This is a genomic window from Ruegeria sp. AO1, assembly GCF_056535985.1.
The window spans coordinates 272,090-296,706 of the sequence record NZ_JBQFJC010000002.1 but is presented as its reverse complement, the minus strand read 5'-3'; the positions used below and the strand labels follow the sequence as shown (position 1 = coordinate 296,706).

General features: G+C 57.7%; 21 protein-coding genes. 10 read left to right on the top strand and 11 right to left on the bottom strand.

The genetic code is table 11. The annotated features are described in order from the left end of the window. Positions 1-124: 124 nt before the first annotated feature. The 6 genes from ACR3FB_RS19620 to ACR3FB_RS19595 all read left to right on the top strand — a co-directional run bounded on the left by ACR3FB_RS19620 (position 125) and on the right by ACR3FB_RS19595 (position 5,988). The gene (locus tag ACR3FB_RS19620) at positions 125-2,173 is read left to right on the top strand and encodes a dockerin type I domain-containing protein (protein ID WP_480566579.1); all 2,049 of its coding nucleotides are present in this window, start codon (positions 125-127) and stop codon (positions 2,171-2,173) included. 241 nt (positions 2,174-2,414) lie between these two features. Further along, positions 2,415-3,005 carry a TetR/AcrR family transcriptional regulator gene (locus tag ACR3FB_RS19615; RefSeq protein ID WP_170720223.1) on the top strand — a complete coding sequence of 197 codons (591 nt, stop codon included), beginning with the start codon at positions 2,415-2,417 and terminating at the stop codon, positions 3,003-3,005. Then, positions 3,002-3,265: a hypothetical protein gene (locus ACR3FB_RS19610; protein ID WP_480566577.1), complete on the top strand. Its 264-nt coding sequence runs from the start codon at positions 3,002-3,004 to the stop codon at positions 3,263-3,265. Before ACR3FB_RS19615 ends, ACR3FB_RS19610 begins: the two co-directional genes overlap by 4 nt. A 9-nt stretch (positions 3,266-3,274) precedes the next feature. After that, positions 3,275-4,426, top strand: a complete 1,152-nt coding sequence (locus tag ACR3FB_RS19605; protein WP_480566575.1) for an aromatic ring-hydroxylating oxygenase subunit alpha — start codon at positions 3,275-3,277, stop codon at positions 4,424-4,426. A gap of 18 nt (positions 4,427-4,444) precedes the next feature. Further along, positions 4,445-4,918 (top strand): hypothetical protein, encoded by a 474-nt coding sequence (locus ACR3FB_RS19600; protein ID WP_480566573.1) that lies wholly within the window; start codon positions 4,445-4,447, stop codon positions 4,916-4,918. A gap of 11 nt (positions 4,919-4,929) precedes the next feature. Then, positions 4,930-5,988, top strand: a complete 1,059-nt coding sequence (locus ACR3FB_RS19595) for a 2Fe-2S iron-sulfur cluster-binding protein (RefSeq protein ID WP_480566746.1) — start codon at positions 4,930-4,932, stop codon at positions 5,986-5,988. Positions 5,989-6,383: 395 nt separating this feature from the next. Here the strand turns inward: ACR3FB_RS19595 and guaD are convergent, their stop codons facing one another. The 5 genes from guaD to xdhA form a co-directional block, all read right to left on the bottom strand. Beyond that, entirely contained in the window at positions 6,384-7,712 is a 1,329-nt protein-coding gene (gene guaD, locus ACR3FB_RS19590) for a guanine deaminase (protein WP_480566569.1), read from the bottom strand. Positions 7,713-7,776: 64 nt separating this feature from the next. Continuing rightward, the gene (locus tag ACR3FB_RS19585) at positions 7,777-9,378 is read right to left on the bottom strand and encodes a xanthine/uracil/vitamin C permease (RefSeq protein ID WP_480566567.1); all 1,602 of its coding nucleotides are present in this window, start codon (positions 9,376-9,378) and stop codon (positions 7,777-7,779) included. A gap of 43 nt (positions 9,379-9,421) precedes the next feature. Beyond that, positions 9,422-10,300, bottom strand: coding sequence for a xanthine dehydrogenase accessory protein XdhC (gene xdhC / locus ACR3FB_RS19580; protein WP_480566565.1), 879 nt, complete (start codon positions 10,298-10,300; stop codon positions 9,422-9,424). Positions 10,301-10,303: 3 nt separating this feature from the next. After that, positions 10,304-12,622 carry a xanthine dehydrogenase molybdopterin binding subunit gene (gene xdhB / locus ACR3FB_RS19575; protein ID WP_480566563.1) on the bottom strand — a complete coding sequence of 773 codons (2,319 nt, stop codon included), beginning with the start codon at positions 12,620-12,622 and terminating at the stop codon, positions 10,304-10,306. A gap of 15 nt (positions 12,623-12,637) precedes the next feature. Then, on the bottom strand, positions 12,638-14,101 hold the full coding sequence (gene xdhA, locus ACR3FB_RS19570) for a xanthine dehydrogenase small subunit (RefSeq protein WP_480566561.1): 1,464 nt from the start codon (positions 14,099-14,101) through the stop codon (positions 12,638-12,640). A 154-nt stretch (positions 14,102-14,255) separates the two neighbouring features. Between xdhA and ACR3FB_RS19565 the strand changes: the two genes are divergently transcribed. Further along, positions 14,256-15,158 carry a LysR family transcriptional regulator gene (locus tag ACR3FB_RS19565; RefSeq protein ID WP_480566559.1) on the top strand — a complete coding sequence of 301 codons (903 nt, stop codon included), beginning with the start codon at positions 14,256-14,258 and terminating at the stop codon, positions 15,156-15,158. Positions 15,159-15,199: 41 nt separating this feature from the next. Here the strand turns inward: ACR3FB_RS19565 and ACR3FB_RS19560 are convergent, their stop codons facing one another. Beyond that, positions 15,200-16,432: a urate hydroxylase PuuD gene (locus tag ACR3FB_RS19560; RefSeq protein ID WP_480566557.1), complete on the bottom strand. Its 1,233-nt coding sequence runs from the start codon at positions 16,430-16,432 to the stop codon at positions 15,200-15,202. A gap of 101 nt (positions 16,433-16,533) precedes the next feature. On the opposite strand from ACR3FB_RS19560, the gene ACR3FB_RS19555 reads away from it, so the two are divergent. Further along, on the top strand, positions 16,534-17,448 hold the full coding sequence (locus tag ACR3FB_RS19555; RefSeq protein ID WP_170767507.1) for a LysR family transcriptional regulator: 915 nt from the start codon (positions 16,534-16,536) through the stop codon (positions 17,446-17,448). Positions 17,449-17,458: 10 nt separating this feature from the next. Here the strand turns inward: ACR3FB_RS19555 and uraH are convergent, their stop codons facing one another. Then, positions 17,459-17,812 (bottom strand): hydroxyisourate hydrolase, encoded by a 354-nt coding sequence (gene uraH, locus ACR3FB_RS19550; protein WP_170378283.1) that lies wholly within the window; start codon positions 17,810-17,812, stop codon positions 17,459-17,461. 146 nt (positions 17,813-17,958) lie between these two features. Here uraH and puuE point away from each other — a divergent pair, with 146 nt between their 5' ends. Further along, on the top strand, positions 17,959-19,371 hold the full coding sequence (puuE, locus tag ACR3FB_RS19545; RefSeq protein WP_480566555.1) for an allantoinase PuuE: 1,413 nt from the start codon (positions 17,959-17,961) through the stop codon (positions 19,369-19,371). Further along, positions 19,368-19,853, top strand: a complete 486-nt coding sequence (locus tag ACR3FB_RS19540) for an ureidoglycolate lyase (protein WP_480566553.1) — start codon at positions 19,368-19,370, stop codon at positions 19,851-19,853. Before puuE ends, ACR3FB_RS19540 begins: the two co-directional genes overlap by 4 nt. Before the next feature lie 182 nt (positions 19,854-20,035). Here the strand turns inward: ACR3FB_RS19540 and bhcD are convergent, their stop codons facing one another. From bhcD to bhcA, 4 genes are all read right to left on the bottom strand, one after another. Further along, positions 20,036-21,001: an iminosuccinate reductase BhcD gene (gene bhcD / locus ACR3FB_RS19535; protein WP_480566551.1), complete on the bottom strand. Its 966-nt coding sequence runs from the start codon at positions 20,999-21,001 to the stop codon at positions 20,036-20,038. A gap of 110 nt (positions 21,002-21,111) precedes the next feature. Next, entirely contained in the window at positions 21,112-22,275 is a 1,164-nt protein-coding gene (gene bhcC, locus ACR3FB_RS19530) for a 3-hydroxy-D-aspartate aldolase BhcC (protein WP_170484689.1), read from the bottom strand. A 42-nt stretch (positions 22,276-22,317) separates the two neighbouring features. Beyond that, on the bottom strand, positions 22,318-23,286 hold the full coding sequence (bhcB, locus tag ACR3FB_RS19525; protein WP_480566549.1) for a beta-hydroxyaspartate dehydratase BhcB: 969 nt from the start codon (positions 23,284-23,286) through the stop codon (positions 22,318-22,320). Then, positions 23,286-24,476, bottom strand: coding sequence for an L-aspartate--glyoxylate aminotransferase BhcA (bhcA, locus tag ACR3FB_RS19520; protein ID WP_425084421.1), 1,191 nt, complete (start codon positions 24,474-24,476; stop codon positions 23,286-23,288). The genes bhcB and bhcA overlap by 1 nt, the downstream gene beginning before the upstream one ends. Positions 24,477-24,617 lie beyond the last annotated feature (141 nt).

Below are 24,617 nucleotides of genomic sequence, written 5' to 3'. Positions count from 1 at the left end.
GGAAAAATTGAGTTAAACTGAAGCCGAACTCCTCGATTTCACCACATTCCCGCTTTTGTTTCGGTCTGGGCATCAGATCATCCTCAGGTCACTGCCAGGGGTGGCATCGGGGGTGATCAAGGTGATGCTTCAATTCGAAACTGTGGTTGCAACGGGAAGCCCGGCGCTCGATTCAGGTATCGGCGATACGGCTTTAAAAACGTTTAACGGGGATACGTATCTCTATTCCGTAACCGGTCCGTTCGGTGGCGTTGCCGCCTGGCGTCTCACGGAAGGGGCTGGGCCGCAGCTTGTAGATACGGTCTATCATAGCGGTCCGATCCTGTATCAGGTGGGGCGGACGGGTGTGCCAATCACCTTGGGCGCTGAAGACCAACTGGCCCTTGATATCAACAATGCAACGGGTTTGGTGGGGTACACGCTCAACGCGGATGGCACCTTTGGCGATCTGCAGGAAACCGGAGCGCTCGTCGGTGGCGGAGACATCTCGGCGATGGCGCAACTGGACGTCGGAGGGCAAAGCTATCTGACCCTTGCGCATGAAGATACCGATCAGATCGGCAGCTATGAGATCAACCCAGACGGCACGCTTTCGGTCGTGTCGCTGGTCTCAGGCCAAGCCGATTCGATGCATGCTGCGACGGTCGGGACTGAGCAATTCGTGATCACCGCGAACGCTGCGAATAGTGAAATCGCCGTGTTTGACGTGTCCGCAAGCGATCGCAGCCTCAGCGCTCTGGACAACAGTGCCGCTGTTTCAACGATGGGAATCTCTATGCCAACGGCGATTGAGGTGGTCGAGGCCTATGGCGAATCCTGGGTCATCGTGGCGGGGTCGGGCAGCAATTCCCTCAGCGTGATGGGATTGCGCAGCGATGGTCGGTTGATCCCCAAGGATCATGTTCTCGATACGCTGAATACCCGGTTTGAATCCGTGCAGGACCTGTCGGTGATCGAGGTGAATGGCCGTGCGTTCATCGTGGCGGGCGGGTCCGACGACGGCGTCAGCCTGTTCACGCTGACCCCGAATGGAAAGCTGGTCTATCTGGATAGCTTTGCCGACACGTTGGATAGCGGGTTGAGGAATGTCCAAACCCTCAGCCTCGCCCATATCGGTGATGAGCTTCAGGTGCTTGCAACCTCACAGCAGGATCCCGGGCTGACGCAGCTGAGTGTTTCTTTGGCAAATCTTGGCGTCGTCCTGGACGGTAGCGGGCCAGTTATGGGCACGGCGCAAGACGACATGCTCAACGCGGGGGTGCTGGATGCCCAACTGTCCGGTGGGGACGGAGATGACATCCTCATTGCAGGGAGTGGTCAGACGACGCTGACAGGTGGGGCAGGGGCCGATATCTTCGTCATGCAATATGGCAGCGATCCCACGACAATAACGGATTTCGAAGCCGGCACCGATCGATTGGACATGTTCGACTATCTGCTGCTGCGCACCCCTGATCAATTGACCTTTACCGCCACATCCCAAGGGGCCGACATCCAGTATCTGAATGAGGTCGTCCACGTGATTTCCTCAACCGGCACGCCGTTGACGAAAGAAGAAGTCTTTGGCTCCGGGTTTGGCGGGCCAGATCACATCCCCGTGGATTTCGGCACCTTCGGCGGGTTGGAGCCTGCAAGCTCGGACGGTATTCAGGGCCGCGTGAGCGTCGATTCCGAGACCGCCAATCCGGGCCTTGCAGATGCCGAGGTCAAGTTCACTCCGACCGGAGGCGGCACCGTCACCGCAACCACGGATGAGACCGGACGCTTCGATTTGAACGTTCCGAACGGGACGTTGGCCGGAGAGCTGGAGGTCGTCAAAACCTATTCAACGGCAAGCGGACGGGTCAACGCCTTGGATGCGTTGCAGGTTCTGCGTATCTCGGTTGGTTTGGATCCGACATGGGGGCCGGCGGCTCCGGAGAACCTGATTGCCGCCGATATAACACAGGACGGAGCCGTCAACGCCCTGGACGCGCTCTCCATCTTGCAGGCGGCGGTCGGACAAAGCTCACCCTATCCGGCGAAATGGGTTTTTCTGGACGCAGATGCCGACCTCTCAGGGATAACGCGAGATGCGGTGAACTATGACACACAGTTGGATATCACTGTCCAAGATGGTTCGTTTGCGGTGGATATGACCTCTATTCTTTTGGGGAACATCGAGTCGTTGTGACGGTGTTTTGCGGCTATTTTGCCAGGGCTGAACATTCTTTCCCGAACCGGTTTGTGGTCATGTTGAAAAAGCTGAGGGGCGGGCTGTCGCACTAGCGACCGCAGAGGATGATGGCTGGCCATTCGCTATAGCTCCCCCGAAAAGCAGTTTCTTTTCACCCGCTGATCTCAAAGTAAATTGTCATGGTTGACAAATAATCTTCGATCATTATTTGTCATCAGTGACAATTTATGAGGCCGCGATGCCAAGACCATCTCTGAAAGACCAACGATCCCAGGAAATCCTGGATGCGTACCTCACATGTGTGGCGCGGTTCGGCCTTGACGGCGCGACCCAGGAACGGATCGCAGAGGAAGCCGGCGTCAAGCGCCCCCTGCTGCGCCACTACCTTGGCAACAAGGACGAAATGATTGCTGCACTTGCCGAGTACACCCTTGAAGGCTTTGCGATGTCACTGGACGGCCTGCGACACGCCCTGCCAGACAGAGCAACGCCAACCGATCTTGTGGACGCTCTTTTTGCCGAAAACAGCGGAACTGATCCGCGGTTGATGTTGGCGTATCAGGCGCTGGTGACTGTTGTTCCGGATCGCCCCGAGTTTCGGCAGGATCTTTTGGACAGCCTAAGTGCCTTCTTTGACGTGGTTGAGGATGTCCTGAGGCGCGCTGCCCCTGACGCGCCGGATACAAGCATTCGTGCCGTGACTCAGGGTATTTCCGCAATCTTTGTCAGCATGGATGCCCTGTCGCCACTCGAGCCGCCCAAAGTCTGGCGCGCGGAATTGAAACTGGCGGCGTCTTTGCTGGCCTCTACGCTGGAGGCCGAGCGATGAGCCACGCCAGAACCGCAAATTATATAGCTTTGCCTGTCCTGTTGGCTGCCGCGTTCTTGGGTTTCTACTGGGTCTGGGGGCTGCTTTTCTTATGGTGGACCATTCCGACCATCCTGAATGGTCAGGCCTTTCTAGTGTTCGAGATCAACCGAGACGACGATCCAGTTCTTTTCTGGGCCATAGTCTGCCTTTGGGCTTTGTCAGGACTGATGATGCTCGCCGCCAGCCTTTTTCCGCAATACGCCCATCTGATGACCTGAGGGATAAAGATGACCAAAATGTATCATCACCTGCCTGTCGAAGCCTATACCTCGCAGGATTGGTTCGACCGGGAGCAACAACAAATCTTCTCACGCACCTGGCGTTTTGCGGGATTGGTTGAGGATATCGAGGGCCCCGGGCACTATCTGTCGGTGCAGGCAGGTCTCAACAACCTGTTTGTCGTCATGGGGCGCGATCACCGGCTGCGGGCCTTTCACAATATTTGCCGCCACCGCGGTACGCAGCTGATCCGCGCGGTCGGCAAGACGCAAAAGGCGCTGACCTGTCCCTACCACGATTGGACATATGATCTGGAAGGAAATCTAATCTCCGTCCCCGATGAGGCGTCGGAATTTCCCGGTGGTATCGATAAATCCTGTCTTGGCCTCAAACCGGCTAGTGTAGATATCTGGCGCGGTATGCTGTTCGTTCATCCCGATCCGAATGCGCCCACACTTGCGGAATGGTTCGGCGAGGTCGATCCATTCCTTGGCCCGCACAAACCCGAGGAATTGGTAGAGTACGCTGAAGGCCGGAATACCTATGAAATCAAGGCCAATTGGAAGATCGTTGTCGAGAACTACATCGACGTTTATCATCTGAGCCACCTGCACTCGAACACCCTTCATATGTATGATCATGCCAAGGCAGAATACGGGTGGAAGGGGCTGCACTATCACTTTTGGGAGCCCCCTTCAGCGGAGTACGCCAAGGACCACGAGGCGAACCTGCCGATGCCGCGCGCGATCCCAAAACCCCATGTCGGTGCCTGGGTTCCAATGCTCTTTCCCGGCATTGGTATCGGAGCCAGTGAAGAAAGCTGGAACCTGTTTGTCATCACGCCACTGGCGCCGGACCTGACGCGCATCGAAAACCGCTCGAAGCTGGCCAACGTATCAGACTGGGCGTTTCAGCAACAGCAATGGAAAAGCTGGGGTTTTTGGAAGGACTTTGGCGGTGCGAAGTACCAAGGGGACGATGCCGCCGGGGAGGACGATCCGATGGCATCCGGAGACTTCACGACCGAGGATATCTATGCCTGCGAACAACAGCAGAAGTCCCTGAAAAGCCCCTACTTGGAAATCGGCCCGGCCGGGATTGGCGAAAACCCGATTACCCAGCACCAGAAAGCCGTGTTGGAGTTCATGAAGGATGATTGAACAATGCGGAGATGGATCATGACACCCGTTCAAGCCACCCTGACAGGCGTGGTCATCGCGTCGGCTTTAGTGCTGACAGCGCAAGCAGACACGCCTGAAGAGATCTCTGCCCGTGTCCTGGCGGCTCAAGACAAAGATAGCCTTCTGGCTACGTGGGACAGTTGGCATCCCGAAGCCACACACCGGATCGTCCTCAAATACGGTGCCGGGCAGGAAGATGATGTCTTCACTTACCGTGTGGGGGACGTTGCCGCCGCTACCGATGCTGAACTCCCCAAGGATCTGGCGGACTACAAGGAAACTGAGCGATCCATGCCGAGAATGACCACCCGCACCGAAGATGAGGTCCACCACGTAACCGCGGTTACGGATGTTGAATATGATTGGCAGGGATATGCCGGCAAAATGCGTCAGACAGATGAGTTTGCCTTTGAACCTTACCTTGGCGGGATGGTGGTCCGGTCATTGACAACAACTTATGACTACCGGTGATTGGTGATTTAATGCAGCGCGACTTCTATCCATTGACCGTATCTGACATCCGCACAGAGATCGGCGGTGTAGCCACAAGTGTCACTTTAGATGTCCCTGCCAGACTGGCTGATCTGTTTCAATGGATAGCAGGGCAACATTTGACGATCAGGTTTTTGATCGAAGGGCAGGAACATAGGCGCAGCTACACCATCTCAAACCCTCCTGGATCCGCACTGCGCATCACTGTGAAACGAGTGAAAGGCGGGATCGTGTCGAACCATATCGGTGATGCTCTGTCGGTGGGCGATATCATCGAAGTCATGCCCCCCTTTGGACAGTTCACCTTAACGCCCGGACTCCTTAAACGCCGCACACACTATTTCTTTGGCGCGGGCAGCGGCATCACGCCTTTATACGCGATGATCAATGCCGTTTTGACGGCAGAGCCGCATTCCGTCGCGCATTTGGTTTTCGGCAACACCAACGCGAACAGCATCATTTTTCGGGACGAGTTGGAGCAGATCCAAGCTCGATACCCAAAACGCTTTTCTGTGCGCCATGTTCTGTCCCACCCGTCACTGCTGAGTTGGTTCAGCCCTTGGCGCACGGGTCGGTTGGACGCAAACACCGTTCAGGCCGCTATTGCCGAGACCCCACCTGTAGCGCAGGACGTGCAGTACTGGATCTGCGGTCCGGGCAGCATGAACACTGACCTGCGGGCGGCGCTCAAGAATTTGGACGTGCCTGACGATCGCATTCACACGGAAAGCTTTGGAGGGAATGCCGAGCCCGACCTCAGCACGTCAGGGGTCGCAGCGACAGCCCGCATAAATCTGCATGGTGCATGGCATGACGTACCGGTGGCTGCGGGTCAAACCATACTGGAAGCTGCCCAATTGAAAGGCTTAAATCCACCATACAGTTGCCAGTCCGGTGTCTGCGGTGCCTGTGTTGCCCGGCTTACCGAAGGGGCCGTCCATATGCGGAACCGAGTTGCACTTGAAGACGGAGATATCTCGAAAGGGCTCATCCTCTGCTGTCAAAGCGTTGCGACGCAAAAAAGCATCGCCTTGAAGTTTGAGGGGTAGACTCGGGATCACGAAAACGCAGGCAGAAGCCAAGCAAACAAGTCGAAACCCCACACCGCAAGTTGAAGGATTGGAAGTGGTGGCTGCGAGAAGATCAAATCTCCCTGCAGACCCGCGTTTTAACCTAAAACACTGGTACTCGCAGCCAAGTCAGAGGATTTTGCCGTCACCTGCCTTGTTACTCGAAGTGCGTAAGGATGGATTACAGACCGTTTTGTAATCGAACCCGAAGGATCTTTTGGAGACCAGAAGCATCCTGCGCTCTTTGCCTTGCGCGGCAATGGGCTTGGACGTGTTGTTTTGAAGGGTCTAGCCCGGATCGAGCAAGTCGACTGATCCGGGCTTTCAATCAAAGACCGTCGCGGGCTGGAAATAGGCCCGTGTTCCAGGTGCCGCTAGGCAGGGACTTTGGCTCGTTCACGTTGCGGCCCTGCAACCTTACTGGGTGTTCCAGACACATAGACTTCCTCAATCGCGCGATCATCTCCCATCATCTGCAGGACGAACAGCTCTTGTGACAGGTCGTCTACGCGATCCATACGTAGGGCCATGGCCGGGGTGCTGCGTGCGTTTAGAACAACGACGTCCGCTTCAGTTCCTGGGGCGAGCGTGCCGATTATGTCTTCGAGGCCCAGAACGCAGGCATTGCCGCGGGTTGCCCAATGGAAAGCTTGCAAAGGGTGCAGGGCTGTCCCTTGCAATTGTAGGATCTTGTAGCCTTCGTTCAGGGTTTGCAGCATCGAATAGCTGGTGCCCGCGCCAACATCCGTTGCGATACCGTTGGCGATCCCGCGCGCGCTCAGCCCGGCATGATCAAACAGGCCGCTTCCCAGAAACAGGTTCGAGGTTGGGCAGAACACAGGATGCGCGCCGGTTTCAGCAAGCGCGTCGATCTCGCGCGGTTCAAGATGGATGGAGTGTCCGAGCAGGGTTTTGCGCCCCAACAGACCGTAGGACTGATAGACATCCAGATAATCCCGCGCCTGCGGATAGAGCTGCTTGGTAAAAGCAATCTCGTCCTTGTTTTCCGACAAGTGTGTCTGGATGTGGCAGTCGGGATGCTCTTGCGCCAGCGCCTGGGCCATCGCCATCTGGTCCGGGGTCGAGGTGATCGCGAACCGAGGTGTGATGGCATAGCCGTTGCGGCCCTTGCCATGCCAGTCAGAGATCAGGGCCTTGGTGTCGTCATATCCGGATTGCGCCGTATCCTGTAGCGCCTCAGGCGCGTTGCGGTCCATCAGGACCTTGCCTCCCAGCATGCGCATGTTGCGTCTGGTCGCTTCGGTAAAGAACGCGTCAGCCGAGGTCTTGTGGACCGAGCAATAAGCAACCGCCGTCGTGGTGCCATGCGCGATCAGTTGATCATAAAACGCCCGCGCCATGGTTGCGCTGTGCCCGTCCGAAGCAAAGCGGGTTTCTTCTGGGAACGTGTAGGTATTGAGCCAGTCCAATAGCTGTGCGCCCCATGAGGCGATCACCTGCACTTGGGGGAAGTGAATGTGGGTGTCGATGAACCCCGCCATCATCAGATGAGGGCGATGGTCTGTCACAGGCACGCCCGCGGCCTTTGCGCGGATCGCCGAGAATGGGCCGGTGTCCTGAATGATCCCGTCCCGGATCAACAGCGCGCCGTCCTCAAGATAGGTATAGGCGCCGGTATCTTCGCCGTTTTGGGGCTCGCGATGAAAGGTCAGCAGACGACCGCGCAGCAATCTCTGTGTCATGGAATGTCTCGTATGTCGTGGGAAAACGGGTAGGGGGGCAGCCCTGAGGCTGCCCCGCAATCGATCAGGCCTGTTGTGCAGGTGTATCGTCGTCGATCAGATCGGGCTCATCTGGGACGATCACGCGATGCTCAAGGTCCTCTTTCGGGGCGAGCATCGGGTAGAGGTAGAGGAACCCGCCGACGATCAGATAGCCGATGGTAATCCCGTCGAACTGCGGCATCTGCAGCGTATAAGAGTGGATGATCCCCACCGCTGACATCAGTCCGCCTGCGACGGCAAACGCCCCTGCCATACGGAACCGGCCGTCTATCACGTCGGCCACAATGGCCCCCCAGATCAGACCGGTGATGATCGCACCCTGGCTAAGCGCCAGATGTCCTTCGTAATGGGCACCCTCCATCAACAGCGCCGCGGTCAGGCCCTCGTCACCCAGCGCAGGCAGGCCTTCGACGCCGCTACTGCGCAGCGCGTTCATCAGCGACCCCCATTTGACCATCAGGAAGGCCGAGATATGGGGCAAGATCGCAAAGGAGACCGCAGCCATGTGCATCGGCTTCACGGCCCAGGCCGTGTTGGTGATCAAGCTGACCGAGACAAAGACCAGAACGGGTGCCGCAGCCGCAATCGGGATCAGACCCGCAAGGAAAGACAGGAAGCCCAGGAAAGCTGCAGCTGCGATCACGACGGCCACACCCACGATGTAGCCCGCATGTGCATCAAGCCGCTTGTAGGCCGGATGACCGATATAAACGGTCGTCGGGAAAGGAGAACCAAACAGTGCGCCTAGCATCGTGCCCGCGCCATCCGTTACCTGGCACAGCCCGACGGGGTAGTGATCGCCCGCGGCCTCGGCGGATTCCACGTTGTTCATGGTTTCGATGAAGTTGTAGATCTGCACCGGGATGAGCACCAGAAACAGCTCAGGGTTGGCGAACAGGTACTTAACACCGGCGATGAGGTCGCCGAAATAGAGGATAGGAGGGTAGAAGCCGATGCCGCTTGTGTCGATTTTCGCCTCACCAAGGATGATGGCAATCACCGTGCCCGCCGCAATCGCGACCAGACCGGCAGGCACGTTGCCTGGCAGGCGGAACCGCCCGATCAGACCCCAAAGGATGAACAGCAACGAGGTAAAACCGATAATTGGGTTCTCAAACACCTCGGCCAGCGGGACCGAGCCGATAAAGACCAGCGCAATACCGCACAGCGTGCCGAGCATCCCGGCGCGCGGTGTAATCCGCTTGAGGTAAGGACCCACAAACGCCCCAAGGGCTGCAACGATCCCGCCCATGAAGCCCGCGCCGATTCCTACCTGCCAGGCCAGCATCGGGTCGTTGGTGGCCCAGTAAATTGGTCCGATCACGCCAAAAAGGTAGACGAACATGACCGGGGTCGAGATGCCGTAGGGCAGGGCGGTGACATCTTCGCCCTTTCTGGTGGCCGCCCATTTGGCGAGAAACGTATAAACTCCGACACCGGCCAGGATTGCTATGGCGGCACCGGGCACGATGCGGCCAAAGACGATCTCGGCTGGCATCTGGAACACGAACTGACAGACCCCGGAAAGGATCAGCAGGTTCACTAGGTTATCCGTAAAAAGCGCCCAGAAAGCGCTGAAGTCGCTGCAGGTAAACAGCTTGTATTCGTAGGTCCTCCCGTCCATGACGGTCTCCTCCTCTGATAGGACCGGAATTGCCTGTTGGATGTCAGGCGGATCTCCCTCTCCGGTCGTGATGTTGGCCCATGACGGGCGCCTTGGTTGCCCCGGTCGGGGCGGTCGCGGCAGTTTCAGAGGTCAGTTCAGCCATCACCTCGGCCACCACGAAGGCGGCGATGACGCTGGGCCGCTTGTCGCGGCTACCGCTTGCCCCGATGGGGCATCTCAAATGTTCGATGGATTGTCCGTCACACTGTTTGTGTGCCCAGTTCCTCAGCTTGATCCGCTTGGTCGCGGATCCGATCATGCCAACGTAGGCCGCATCCTGACGGTCAAGCGCGGCGGTGGTCAGCAGGAAATCAAGCCCGTGATCATGGGTCAGGACGATAAAGGCGCTGCCCGCAGGTGCACTGAGGATTTCGGCTTCGGGGATTGCACTCAGCCGGGTTTCGACATTTGCAGTGCAGAGGTCGATTTCCTCGGCCCGTGTGTCAACGAGGATGCAGCGTACAGGCAAGTGCTGAAAAAGATCCGCAAGTGCGCGCCCCACATGACCAGCCCCCATCACGTAGACATGCGGCAAGGCATTTTCGCGCAGCGCCGCACGGTCGGTTGCGGCCCCCTTGTCCGAGGACCGCATGCGGGTCAGTTGCAACTCGACCCGTCCACCGCAACATTGGCCAATTTCGGGCCCGAGCGGCACATCCATATCTCGGTGAAGCGACCCGTCCCGCAGCATGGCCCGCGCGGCGTTGATAGCCATGAACTCAAGCTGCCCACCGCCGATCGTCCCCCAAAACGCATTTGGCGCTACGAACATCTCAGTCCCTTCGTTGCGCGGCGAAGACCCGCGCACACGCGTCAGCGCGATGCGGATCACGCTGCTTTGTTCGGAGAGAAACGTCCTCAGGGACTGCGCGGCAGGCATTGTTTAGGCACCGTTTTGCAGGCGGGCAACGGCCATCAGGACACGCTCGGGCGTGGCCGGGGCGTCGAGGCGTGGACATTCCCGGTAGTCGGCGACGGATGCCACGGCCATCGACAAGGCCTCGAACACCGAAATACCCAGCATGAAGGGCGGCTCACCTACGGCTTTGGAGCGCTTGATCGTCAACTCTCGGTTCTCCGACCAATCGGCGAGTTTGACATTGAAGATACGCGGGCGGTCCGAGGCCAACGGGATCTTGTATGTCGACGGGGCATGCGTGCGGAGGCGACCGGCATCATCCCACCAAAGCTCTTCAGTGGTAAGCCAGCCCATGCCCTGAACAAAAGCCCCCTCAACCTGACCCTTATCAAGAATGGGATTCAGTGAGCGTCCGACATCGTGCAGCACATCCGTGCGGTCGACCCGGTATTCTCCGGTCAGGGTATCTATGGTCACTTCCGAACAGGATGCCCCATAGGCGTAGTAGTAGAACGGACGGCCTTGGCCCTTATCACGATCCCAGTGGATCTTGGGGGTTTTGTAAAAACCGGCTGCCGACAGCTGCACGCGCGCCATATAGGCCTGTTTGATGAAGGCATCGAAGGGCAGAACATATTCGCCGATGTGAACATGATTGGCGAGAAAGATCACCTCCTCAGGGCTCACATCCCATGTTTCCGAGGCGAATTTCACCAGCCGTTCCTTGATCTGCTCGACCGCGTTCAACGCGGCCATTCCGTTCAGGTCGGTGCCGCTGGAGGCTGCGGTGGCGGATGTGTTTGGGACCTTCTCGGTCGTTGTCTTGGTGATCTTGATCCGGTTGAAATCAACCTGGAAGGCCTCAGCCACCACCTGCGCGACCTTGGTGTTGAGGCCTTGCCCCATTTCGGTGCCGCCGTGGTTCAGATGGATCGAGCCGTCCTTGTAGACATGCACCAGCGCGCCGGCCTGATTGTACCACGTCGCCGTGAACGATATGCCGAACTTCACCGGCGTCAGAGCGATCCCCTTTTTTAGGATCGGCGAGGATTGGTTGAAAGCGATGATGTCCTGACGGCGCTGGCGGTAGTCTGAGGTCTGCTCCAGTTCTCCGACCAGCTGATCCAGAATGCTGTCTTCGACCACTTGATGATAAGGCGTCACGTTCCGGTTTTCGGTGCCATAGAAATTGGCCTTGCGTACATCCAGAGGGTCCAGATCCGTGGCATAGGCAATCTCTTCGATCATCCTTTCCGCCGCGATCACTCCCTGCGGCCCGCCAAATCCGCGGAAAGCGGTGTTTGAAACCGTGTTTGTTTTCATCGGATGGCTGCACAGGCGCACATTCGGGTAGAAATAGGCGTTATCCGCATGAAACAGTGCCCGGTCGGTCACCGGCCCCGACAGATCCGCCGAGAACCCGCAACGCGCGGCAAAGCTGCTTTCAACAGCCTGAATGCGTCCCGTATCGTCAAAGGCCACGTCATAGTCGATCACAAAGTCATGGCGTTTGCCGGTCGCCGTCATATCCTGATCCCGGTCGGGCCTGATCTTGACGGCGCGGTTCCACTTCTTCGCGGCCATGGCGGCCACAACGCAGAACAAGTTCATTTGGCTTTCCTTGCCGCCAAAGCCACCACCCATGCGGCGCACATTGACCACAACGGCGTTGGACGGCACGCCAAGCACATGGGCCACCATATGCTGTGCTTCAGACGGATGCTGGGTCGAGCAATGCACGACTACATCATCATCCTCGCCCGGAATGGCAAAGGCGATGTGACCCTCAAGATACATGTGATCCTGTCCGCCGACGCGCATCCGGCCTTTTATCCGGTTGGGGGCCGCAGCCTGAGCGGGCGCAACATCTCCACGCTCCAGCTTAAGAGGGGCGGTGACATACGGGTAGCCAGCGTTTTGGGCCTCCGTGGGGTCAAGCGCATGGGGCAGGGTTTCGTATTCGATCTCTGCCAGCTCGGCGGCACGGCGTGCGATGTCGCGAGTCTCGGCTATGACGGCAAACAGGGGTTGGCCGTGAAATTGAATGGCGTCAGTTGGGAAAACCGGCTCGTCGTTCAGATGCGTTGGGCTGATGTCATTGACCCCCGGCACGTCATCTGCCGTCAGAACACCAACAACGCCGGGTGTCGCCAGAACCTTCGCAAAATCGATGCCCAACAGTTTGGCATGGGCCACATCGGACACGCCAAGATAGGCGTGCAGCGCGCCTTGGGGCAGGGTGATATCGTCGGTGTAATCGGCCCCTCCGGTAACATGCTTGATCGCGCTGTCGTGGTTGACGTCGGTGTGGGCGGCCCCAACGATGGAAACGGTGTCTTTCATGGTGTCGTCTCCTTGTTACGCACAGGCCAGTTGAACGGGGGTGTCGGTCTGGGCGTCATGTTCGAGGAAGAACCGACGCAGCAGGTTCTGGGCCGTTAGCATCCGATAGTCGGACGAGGCGCGCCAATCGGTCAGGGGCGAGAAATCCTGAGCCAGAGCCGTTGCCGCCGCTTCGAAACTTTCGCGCGACCAGGGTTGACCGTTCAGAGCAGCCTCGGCAGCAGCTGCGCGCTTTGGCGTCGCGGCCATGCCACCCATGGCGATGCGGGCGTCGCAGATGATGCCATCTTCAACCGACATATGAATACCTGCCGCCACCGATGAGATATCCTCATCGCGGCGCTTCGAGATCTTGTAGGCAGCGTTCATTTCCTTTGGCTGGGGTAGAGGAACACGTATGCTTTCCACAAACTCGTCCGGTTGGCGATCTTGCTTGCCGTAGTCAATGAAGAATGCGTCCAGCGGCAAGGTCCGCACATCCGACCCTCGCCGCAGTGTGATTTCCGCTCCAAGCGCGATCAGCACAGGCGGCGTGTCCCCGATGGGAGAGCCGTTGGCGATGTTGCCGCCCACTGTGCCCATGTTGCGCACCTGCCACCCGGCAATACGATCCCAGTATGAGGTGAGGTGCGGTAGATGCTCGGACAGTAGGTCCTGGCAATCGGTGTAGCTGGCACCTGCACCGATCCGCAGGTGCTGGCCCTGTTTTTCGACCGCTTTCAGGTCTTCGAGATGTCCGGTAAAGATCGCCGGTCCGATTTTGCGCAGGAATTTCGTGACCCAAAGGCCCACATCCGTTGCACCCGCGACAATGGTGGCCTCTGGATACGTCTGCAGGCACTCGGCCAAGTCATCCACGTTGCAGGGAAGGATGCTCAGATTGTCCTGCGGTCCCGAGACGACGCGCCTCCCGTCTTTCAACGCCGCCAGACGCGCGGTCATGGCCTCACGTTCGGTGTTCAGGTAGTCCGAGGCCGGGGTGCCGTAGCGGCTGACAACAACAGCCGCCCGAATGATCGGCTCATACCCGGTGCAGCGGCACAAATTGCCCTGCAAGGCGGTTTCGACCTGCGCCTCTGTTGGTTCGGGCGTTTGCATCCACAGCGCATAGAGCGCCATGACGAAGCCCGGCGTGCAGAACCCGCACTGGCTGCCGTGATGATCAACCATGGCTTGCTGCACCGGATGCAGGCGACCGTTGGGGCCGGACAGATGCTCAACCGTCACAACATGGCAGCCGTCTAAAGAGGCAAGGAATCGAATGCACGCATTCACCGGAGCATAGGCAAGGCCTGTCCGCCCAAGCCGCCCGACAAGTACGGTACATGCACCGCAATCCCCTTCGGCGCAGCCTTCCTTGGTGCCTGTCAGTCGGCACTCGAGACGTAGAAAATCTAGAAGAGTCTGATCGGCTGATACGTCTGGAACGGATACATCCTTGCCATTTAGGGCAAATCGGATGTCAGTGCGCGGCGTCATGCTAATCTCCCTCTACACCTGCCTTCGGGTGGGTCGCCGCAGGACCATAGAGTCAGAGATTGAGTCTTAAAATCGTCGGAAATGACAAATACTTTCAACAAAACATTGAAAAAGAAATCCCGCCGTCGCAGTCTTCCCGCAGAGGGAGGAATGAATGTCATACATCGAAAGCTTGCGGGTCTTCGTTAGGGTGATGGAGCTGGGAAGCATCACGTCCGGCGGCCGTGACCTGCGGCTGACACCCGCGGTGGCCAGCAAACGTCTGAAAGAGCTGGAGAACCATCTGGGCGTGCGCCTGTTCAACAGAACAACCCGCTCGATGACGGCAACAGAGGTCGGCGAGGTTTTCTATGATGAGGCCAAGGCCGTTTTGCTGGCGTTGGACCACGCCGAGGCGCGCGTCGCCAGTTTTTCGGACGCCCCCCGCGGTGCGATCCGCATCACCGCGCCGCTGGGGGTGGGGCGCAGGATCGTTGCGCCTCTGGTCCCGGATTTCTCGGAGCGCTATCCCGAAACCGAGATCCGCATGCGCCTGTCCGACCGCAAAGTGGACATGATGGCCGATGGTTTGGATATCGCGTTCTTTATCGGAGAGCCGGGCGATTCCGCGATGAAACTGCGGAAATTCGCGGATTGTGATCGGCTGCTATGTGCCTCGCCTGAATATCTTTCGAATTTCGGCGTGCCAAAAACGCCGGATGACCTATTGCACTCTCAGCACAATTGCCTGCTGCTGCGCTATCCCAGATCGCCCGAGTATTTCTGGACTCTGAACACCGACATGGGTCCGCGCAAACTTGAGGTTCGGGGCAAATACGATGCGGATGATGGCGATGTCCTGACGGATTGGGCTTTGTCAGGCAAAGGAATCGTCAACAAACCGCGTTTCGATGTGAAAGAGTATCTCGTGTTGGGCCAGCTGGTTGAGGTTCTGCCCGCGACACCACCCTTGCCAACTATCTTCGGCTGCCTCTATCCGCATAAGAAACTTCAGGACCCCAAGATACGCCTGTTCGTGGAACACATCGCGAAACACAGCAAAAGGTTCTTTGGATAAAGCAGCAGGAGGGGCCTGTATCACCTGCTACACGTCGGGGCTTACTGGCCTCTAACCTCGCGCACCCAAGCGATGATGGTCTGGCGGGCTTCGTCATCCATTTGAACCGCGGCTGGTGGAGGCATCGCATGGCTGATCCCGGCCTGCAGATAGATTTGATCAGCCTGACGGGCGACATCGCCGGGCGTTTCAAGATAGACCTTCTTGGGAGCCCATTTCATTGTGCCATAAACTGGCTCGCGCGCATGGCACATGGAGCAGTTGCCCAAAACCGCGTCATAGGCGGCCTCGAACCCCGCGGCCGAGGCGAATTTCTGTTCATAGGGTGTCAGCTCGCGCGCTTCGGCCTCTTCCCATGTCTCACCAGATCGGACCGAGGAGAGCCATGCAATCGCGATCATCAGAAGGACCGTGACTGCCCAGGTCCAATGAGGGCCTGTTCCAGTCGCATGCATCGTGTTGAAGTAGTGGCGAATGGTGACCCCGGTCAGAAAGATGAGACTTGCAATGATCCATGAATACTCGGTGCCGAAGGCCAGCGGGTAGTGGTTCGACAGCATCAGGAACACGACCGGCAAGGTCAGATAGTTGTTATGCGTCGAACGTACCTTGGCGATCTTGCCGTATTTTGCGTCCGGGGTCCGACCGGCCTTGAGATCTGCGACTACGATGCGCTGGTTCGGCATGATCTGAAAGAACACATTGGCCGTCATGATCGTTGCGGTAAACGCCCCCAGATGCAGTAGCGCGGCCCGTCCGGTGAATATCTGGTTATAGCCCCAGGACATGATCACCAGGATCACGAACAACAACAGCATCAGAATGGTGGGATGATCGCTCAGCTTGGATTTGCAAAATTGGTCATAGAGCAGCCAGCCAATGGTCAGTGACCCGCCCGAGATCAGAATTCCCTGCCACAGCGCCAGATCGACCTTGGTCGGGTCCAGCAGGAACAGCTCTCCTCCGACCCAGTATATGATCATCAGGAGCGCAGCACCGGACAGCCATGTGGTGTAGCTTTGCCATTTGTGCCAGGTCAGATGTTCGGGCATCCGGGCGGGGGCCACGAGGTATTTTACGGTGTGGTAAAACCCGCCGCCATGGACCTCCCATTCCTCGCCATAGGCCCCATCCGGCAGCGCAGGGTTTGGCTTAAGCATCAGGTCCAATGCGATAAAGTAGAAAGATGCCCCAATCCACGCCATCGCAGTGATCACGTGCAGCCAGCGGACCGAAAAGGCAATCCACTCCCACATTACGGCCAGATCATACATGGGTTTGCTCCTAAGATTCTTTGCTTCCGCTCACTCTATGCGAGACTGCTTTGTTCTGGTATTGCTAGCAAAGACCAAGCAGTATCAAAAAATGCAAAAAAATGTCCTATCTAGATAACATCAGAACCTTTGTCCGAGTCTACGAGTTGGGCAGCATGTCCGCCGCAGGCCGTGATCTGAGGGTTTCTCCGGCTGTCACCTCGGCGCGAATATCGCAACTGGAAGAGCATTTGGGCGTGCGCCTGTTTCAACGCACGACGCGTAGCCTCACGCCGACAGAACAGGGGCAGTCCTTCTATCGGGGGGCCGCTGAAATCCTTGAGGCCGTTGAAAATGCTGAGGCTCAGATCGTCAATATTACCGAGAATCTGAAAGGATCTCTCTACGTGGCTGCGCCATTGGGGGTAGGTCGCAGACTGATCGCGCCGCAGGTGCCAAAGTTTCTGGCCGAGTACCCCGAGGTCAATGTCAGGCTGAGGCTGACAGATCGAAAAGTCGACCTGACAACAGAAGGTCTGGATCTTGCGTTCTTTCTTGGGCAGCCCGAGGACAGCAACTTGCGCATTCGCAAGATCGCCGATGTTGAAAGAGTGCTGTGCGCATCCCCAAAATACATCAAAAAACGCGGAATGCCGGCAAGTGGAGACGATTTGATCGCCGACAATCACGAATGCCTCAACCTGCGCTTTCCGGGCGCGACCGAGTTTCAATGGCTTCTCAGAACTCAAACGGGGCCAAAGCGATTCCGCGTCTCTGGCCGTTATGAATCAGACGATGGTGATGTGTTGACGGATTGGGCGCTTGCGGGTCACGGGATCGCGCTGAAGCCGATCTTTGAGATTGCACAGCACCTCAAGGCTGGAAACCTGGTTCCGGTGGCCACAGAAACGCCTCCGGAACCCATTCAGATGGCGTGTCTGTTCACACACCGTCGCATGCAAGATCCCAAAACGCGGCTTTTTATGGAGTTCATCATAGAGCGTATCGGATCCTCGATCGCCGCCGCGAACACCTAGAGCGGAGACTTTAGCTGCCGCGATAGGTCGAGTATCCAAAGGGGGAAAGAAGCAGAGGCACATGATAGTGAGACTGCTCGGACATCCCGAACCGGATCGGTATCACATCCAGAAATCGAGGATCTTCGGGCGGAGTGCCCGATGCATCAAGGTACGCGCCGGCATAGAAGATCAGCTCGTATTCGCCCGTTGAAAACTCGGATTGCGGCAGAATCTGTTCGTCGGTTCTGCCGTCGTCATTTGTCACCAGTGCTTTCAGCAAGGTGCGGTCTGTGCCATTGATGCGGTACAGCTCGATTTTCAGTCCTTCGGCGGGGCATCCCCGCGCTGTATCCAAAACGTGTGTGGTCAGGTAACCGGTCATTTGCGCCACTCCTAAAGTCGCTTATTTCTTAGTCTGTTTTCTCCTCCGAGGGCAAAGCCAGACTATCCGAAGCTGCTTTTCGTATTTTTTGAAAAATTTCTTTGATTATCCGGAGTATTGAGGAACTCAAGAAGAAGGAAACAAATGTGAAGCCTTATCCACGAGATATGACCGGCTATGGCAGTCAAATGCCCAAAGCCAACTGGCCCAATGGGGCCCGGATCGCGATTCAGATCGTATTGAACTATGAAGAAGGTGGCGAAAACAACATCTTGCACGGTGACGCCGCATCCGAGGCGTTTCTGTCCGAGATCACTGGTGCGGCCCCGTGGCCGGGACAGCGGCACTGGAACATGGAATCGATCTACGAATACGGCAGCCGTGCCGGGTTCTGGCGTGTTCACCACCTTTTGCAGGACCTGCCAGTGACTGTTTATGGCGTGGCGACCGCATTGGCGCGTGCCCCGGCGCAGGTTGCGGCGATGAAGCATGCAGGCTGGGAGATCGCAAGCCACGGACTGAAATGGATCGAACACAAGGATATGGACCCGCAAGATGAGCGTGCCCAGATTCGCGAGGCGATCCAGCTGCACAGCGAAGTCACCGGCCAGCCTCCGCGCGGTTGGTACACGGGTCGGTGTTCCATGAATACAATCGATCTTGCCGCTGCAGAGGGTGACCTTGCCTATATCGCGGACAGCTACGCCGATGATCTGCCCTATTGGATCAAGGCAGGGGGCAAGGATCAGCTGATTGTGCCCTATACGATGGATTGCAACGATATGCGTTTCGCGATTCAGGCCGGATACACAAATGGTGAGCAGTTCGAAAGCTATCTGAAAGATAGCTTCGACATGCTCTATGCCGAGGGCACAGCGGGTGCGCCGAAAATGCTCTCGATCGGGTTGCACTGCCGTTTGATCGGTCGTCCGGGTCGCGCCATGGCGCTGAAACGCGCGCTGGACTATTTCAGACAACATGATGGTGTCTGGTTCGCGACACGTGAACAGATTGCCGATCACTGGGCAAAGGAACACCCGCCGATGCAACGCCTCACCCCGTCCGAAATGGACCAACCTACCTTTGTGTCCGAATTTGGCGGCGTGTTCGAACACAGCCCTTGGATTGCCGAAGGCGCGTTTGACCTTGAACTTGGACCGACCCATAACAACGCGGCTGGCGTCCACAACGCGCTTGCACGTGTATTCCGCACCGCTACGACCGAGCAACGCCTTGGTGTCCTGACCGCGCACCCGGATCTGGCGGGCAAACTTGCCGCCGCCGGGCGGCTGACCAAGGAAAGCACAGCGGAACAGGCCGGGGCCGGTCTGGACATGCTGACAGATGAAGAACGCGAAACCTTTACCGCGTTGAATGAGGCCTATACCTCCAAATTCGGCTTTCCCTTCATCATCGCCGTCAAGGACAACACGAAGGCCAGCATCCTGGAGGCCTTTTACCGCCGCATTGACAGTGATCGGGATACCGAGTTCGACGAAGCCTGCCGTCAGGTCGAACGGATCGCCGAGCTGCGCTTGATCGAGAAGTTCTCGGAATGACAGTCGAGCTGAAGCTACAGCCCCTGACCCCCGAAGCCTTTGCGCCGTTTGGAGATGTGATCCAAGCGGCGGGTGAGGTGGACAAGTACATCAATCAGGGCAAATGCGCCCGTTACCATGACCGCGCGGAATTGGATTTCCAAAACGGCCGCGCCGGGATCAGCGTGTTCCAGTCCGAGGCTTTCAACCTTCCGATCAGGCTGGATATGATGGAGCGTCACCATGAGGGCAGCCAGGCGTTTCTGCCATTGTCCGAAAAGCCGTTCGTTGTGGTTATAGCTCCCGATGAAGACGGAAAACCCGGCCACCCGATTGCGTTCATAACTGCGCCGGGGCAGGGGGTAAACTACCACCGAAACACTTGGCACGGGGTACTGACCCCGCTCCATGATCCGGGGCTTTTTGCGGTCGTGGATAGAATTGGCAACGGACCCAACCTACAGGAGCATTGGTTCGAGGTCCCGTACCTTATCGTCGACTAAGTCGCCTGAAGATGCGCGGTTTCTCGCGCCGTCCCTGCGCATGAGGCGGGAATTGCAGCGAGAATCCAGTGCCTAGCAACATTTTCTGGGTGGAACCACATTGGCCGTGGTGGTAACCCCGGCCGTTGTAATCCGAGGGGCAATTTGTCGCTCGGAACCAAGTTTCAGCGTTTACTTTGGCGTCAGAAATCGACCTCGATCGCGATCCCTTTTTCTACGGCAAGGTCGACCACCGCTGCGGCCACCGCAAGATCCTGCAGGCCTACGCCCGTGCCGTCGAACAATGTGATCTGATCATTTGCCGAGCGGCCCTCATGCGTTCCATTGATGACCGCACCAAGCTGAGCGACGTCGCTTTGGCTTATCAGTCCCTCGGCGACGGCGTGCTGTGCCTCGCCAATGGTGACAGATTGCGCGACCTCGTCTGTGAAGACACGCGCTTTGGCCAGAAGCGAGGATTCGACCTCTTGCTTGCCTTTGGTGTCTGTTCCCATGCAGGCCACATGCGTTCCGGGGCTGACATGGTACGCCATAAGCGAGGGCGCAAAGGCCGAAGTGATCGAGATGATCACATCCGCTTCGGTCATCCCGTCAAGTTCGACCGCCTCAAACGGTACACCTGCGTCAACAGCGACTTTCTCGATATTGGGCAGCATCTCCGGGTGGTAGTTCCAGCCAATGACCTTTTCAAAACTACGCTGTTCCAGCGCCGCGCGCAGTTGAAAACCGGCCTGATGCCCCGCCCCGATCATGCCTATCACTTTGGCATCTGCTCGGGCCAGATGTTTGATCGACACGGACGAGGCCGCCGCTGTGCGCAGCGCCGTCAGCAGGTTGCCACCCACCATCGCCGAAGGTTTGCCCGTGTCGGGATCGAACAGGAAAACCGTGGATTGGTGGTTGATCAAACCGCGTTTCTCAAGATTGTTCGGCCAGTAGCCGCCGGCCTTCAGGCCCAAAGTCAGGCCGGCGCGGTCAAAACCACCCTTGAAGCCATACAGAGCGTCTTCGTGGCCGATGGCTTCACGCACGACAGGGAAGTTATAGGCATCGCCCGCGGCCATTGCCGCAAAGACGCTTTCGACGGCATCAAAGGCCGCTTGGCGGGTCATCAATCCGGCGATCTCACGCTCGGGTACGATCAACATGTCAGTCTCCACTTGGAAATTGATCGCCCGTGCGCTTGTTCCGAAGGGAGAGGCGGCACACGGGCGAGGATCAGGCTGCTATCGAGCCAAATTTCTTTGATTGTTCGGCCTTAGTAGGCGCGACCACGGGCGGATACGGGCCAGACGGCCTCGACCTTGCCGTTGCGCACGCCGACATACCAATCATGCACATTGGCCGTCGGATCGCAGTGGCCTGGCACCAGCTTGAGCTTGTCGTTGACCTTGAGAACACCATCCGTATCCATCACAACGCCATGTTCGTCCGAGCATTTGATGTACTCAACATCGTCGCGCCCAAACACGACGGGCAAGCCGCTGTCTACCGATTGCGCCTTGAGGCCTGCATCGACGATCGCCTTGTCGGCTTTGGCGTGGCTCATGACGCTGGTCAGGATGAACAGGGCGTTCTCCCACTCCCCCCGGTCGATGCGGTTGCCGTCCTTGTCCAGAATGCGACCGTAGTCGGCATCCATGAAGGCATAGGACCCGCATTGAAGCTCATTGTATACGCCCGAGTTGGATTCGAAGTAGTAAGAGCCGGTGCCGCCGCCTGAAACCAGCTCGCAATCGATGCCTTCGGCTTTCAGGCCGTCAACGGCGTCTTTGACCATCGCAATTGCGGTATCCAGCTTTTCCTTGCGCGCCTCGTAGCTGTCGAGATGCTGCATCGCACCCTGATAGGCTTGAATGCCGGTGAATTTGAGATTGTCGGCCGCCTCGACGGCTTTGGCAATTTCAATCACCTGAGGCGTAGTGGTCACACCGCACCGTCCCGCTCCGCAGTCGATCTCGACGAAGACCTCAAGCTGAGTGCCGTGATCGACGGCCGCTCCGGAAAGATCTGCGACATTGTCAACATCGTCGACACATACGATGATGCGGCTGCCGAGTTTTGGCAGGCTGGCCAGGCGGTCGATCTTGGCGGGGTCGCGTACCTGGTTCGACACCAACACGTCCTTGATCCCACCGCGCACAAAAACTTCGGCTTCCGAGACCTTCTGACAGCACACGCCCACTGCTCCGCCGAGGCGTTCCTGCAGTTTCGCGACATCGACGGATTTGTGCATTTTGCCGTGGACTCGGTGGCGCATACCGTGGGCCTTGGCATAGTCGCCCATCTTCTTGATGTTGCGTTCAAGCGCATCGAGATCCAGCACAAGGCTGGGGGTCTGGATATCTGCTTCATCCATTCCGGGCTTGGCCGGAATGTCATAGCCTACTTCGAATGCGTCGAGATTGGTCATATCTTTCATGTCCGTATTCCTGTGTCGGGATTGATGTCTGTTGCGACCGGGTCAGGTGTTAAGCCAGGGCAGCTTATCCAGATCGACATTGCCACCGGTGATGATCAGGCCGACCCGCTTGCCTTTGAACGCGTCGGGGTTCTTGAGGATCGTGGCCAGAGGCACAGCCGAGGACGGCTCCATCACGATCCGAAGGTGTTTCCACGTCAGCTTCATCGCGTCGATGATCTCTTGTTCCGAGGCCGTGTAGATCTCGGAGACGTGGTTCGAAACGAAGTGCCATGTCAGGTCTTTCAGGGGCACCAACAGGCCGTCAGCAATGGTCTTCGGCGCATCATCGGCGATGATGTGGCCCGCCTTGAAACTGCGATAAGCGTCGTCGGCCTGTTCGGGTTCCGCCGCAATGATTGCGGTTTCGGGCGCCAGGGTGGACAGGGTCAAGCAAGTGCCGGACACCATGCCGCCGCCGCCGATGGGGGCAACCACCGCATCCAGACCATCGGTCTGCTCGATGAACTCGCGCGAGCAGGTGCCCTGTCCGGCGATCACCCGCGGATCGTTGTATGGGTGGACAAAATCCCCACCCGTGGCCGCCTGAACCTGCGCGAAAGTCGCCTCGCGCGAGGTGGTCGAGGGCTCACACTCGGTGATTTTGCCTCCGTAGCGACGCACCGTGTCTTTTTTGGCCTGAGGCGCCGTGCGCGGCATCACCACGTTGCACGGAATGCCCCGCTTCATTGCGGCGTAAGACAGGCACGACGCGTGATTACCGGAGGAATGGGTGGCAACACCTTTTTTCGCCTGTTCCTCGTCAAGGCCGAACACTGCGTTGGTGGCGCCGCGTACCTTGAAGGCGCCCGGTTCCTGAAAATTCTCGCATTTGAAGAACAGCTGGGCGCCCGTCAATTCGTTCAGGTAGTCCGAGGTTCGAACCGGGGTCCGTCGGATGTAAGGCTCAATCCGGGTATGCGCTTCGAGCATGTCCTCATAGGTCGGGATATACATGGAGAGGTCCTTCATCATGCAGCGTCCTTTTGAACAGCGGCTGGATGACCGCGATAGTATTCCTGCGCCGCCGCCACGCCCGAGCCCAGTTGGATGTTGAGGCCCAGATCGACCATGCACATTTCGGCTGTCGCGATCCCCGACAAGGCCATGACGTCGGTCAGGCTGCCCAGATGTCCGATCCGGAAGACTTTGCCAGCGACTTCGCCAAGGCCGACGCCAAAGGCCACGCCGTATTTCTCGGCGGCATGGGTGACGATATCGGTTGCGTTGAAACCATCCGGTGTGCGGATCGCGCTGACCGTGTCGGAATAAACCGAGGGGTTCGCGGCACAAAGCTCCAGCCCCCATGCGCCAACAGCGGCACGCACCCCTTCGGCGATGCGGGTATGGCGGGCAAAGACGTTCTCCAACCCTTCCTTCAGCAACATGTCGCAGGCCTGGTTTAGGCCATTCATCAAGCCGACGGCAGGCGTGTAGGGATAGGCGCTGTTTGCGTATCCCTTGGCCATGTCGTGGACGTCAAAAAACGTGCGGGGCAGGGTGCCAGTTTTGGTCGCCTCCATCGCCTTCTGGCTAAAGCCGACGATCGCGAGACCTGCGGGCAGCATGAACCCTTTTTGCGATCCGGTGACGGCCACATCGACGCCCCACTCATCAAAGCGGAAATCCATCGACGCAATGGACGAGACGCCATCAACGAACAGCAATGCAGGATGCCCTGCCGCGTTAAGCGCCTTTCGCACGGCGGCAATGTCCGATTTTACGCCGGTTGCCGTTTCGTTATGCGTGGCAAGAACGGCTTTGATCTCGTGGTTGGTGTCCGCGGTCAGGATCTCTTCATAGCGGTCGGCAGGCAGGCCCTGACCCCACGGGGTTTCGACGATCTCGACATTCAGCCCGTGGCGCTGGCACATGTCGATCCAGCGATGGCTGAACATGCCGTTGCGCGCGGCCAGAACCTTATCTCCGGCAGATAGGGTGTTGGTCAAAGCTGTTTCCCAGCCGCCCGTCCCGGTCGAGGGGAAGATGAACACCTCGGCGCTGTCGCTTTTCAGAACTTTCCGAACACCCGCGCGGGCAGGGTGCAGAATTTGCCCAAACAGCGGCGACCGGTGGTCGATCGTGGGCATGTCACAAGCCTTGCGCAGGCTTTCAGGGATATTGGTCGGGCCCGGAATGAAAACGGGATTTTGAAAGCTCATGGATGGTCTCCTTCCGTCGTTGGGGACATCTTAAGACGAAGTTTTTTGATTTTAAATTTTTTTGAAAACGATTTTCAAAAACCGGCTACTACTATTTAGAATATTGTTGTCAGTAACTTATGTTTTTCATATGATGAATTC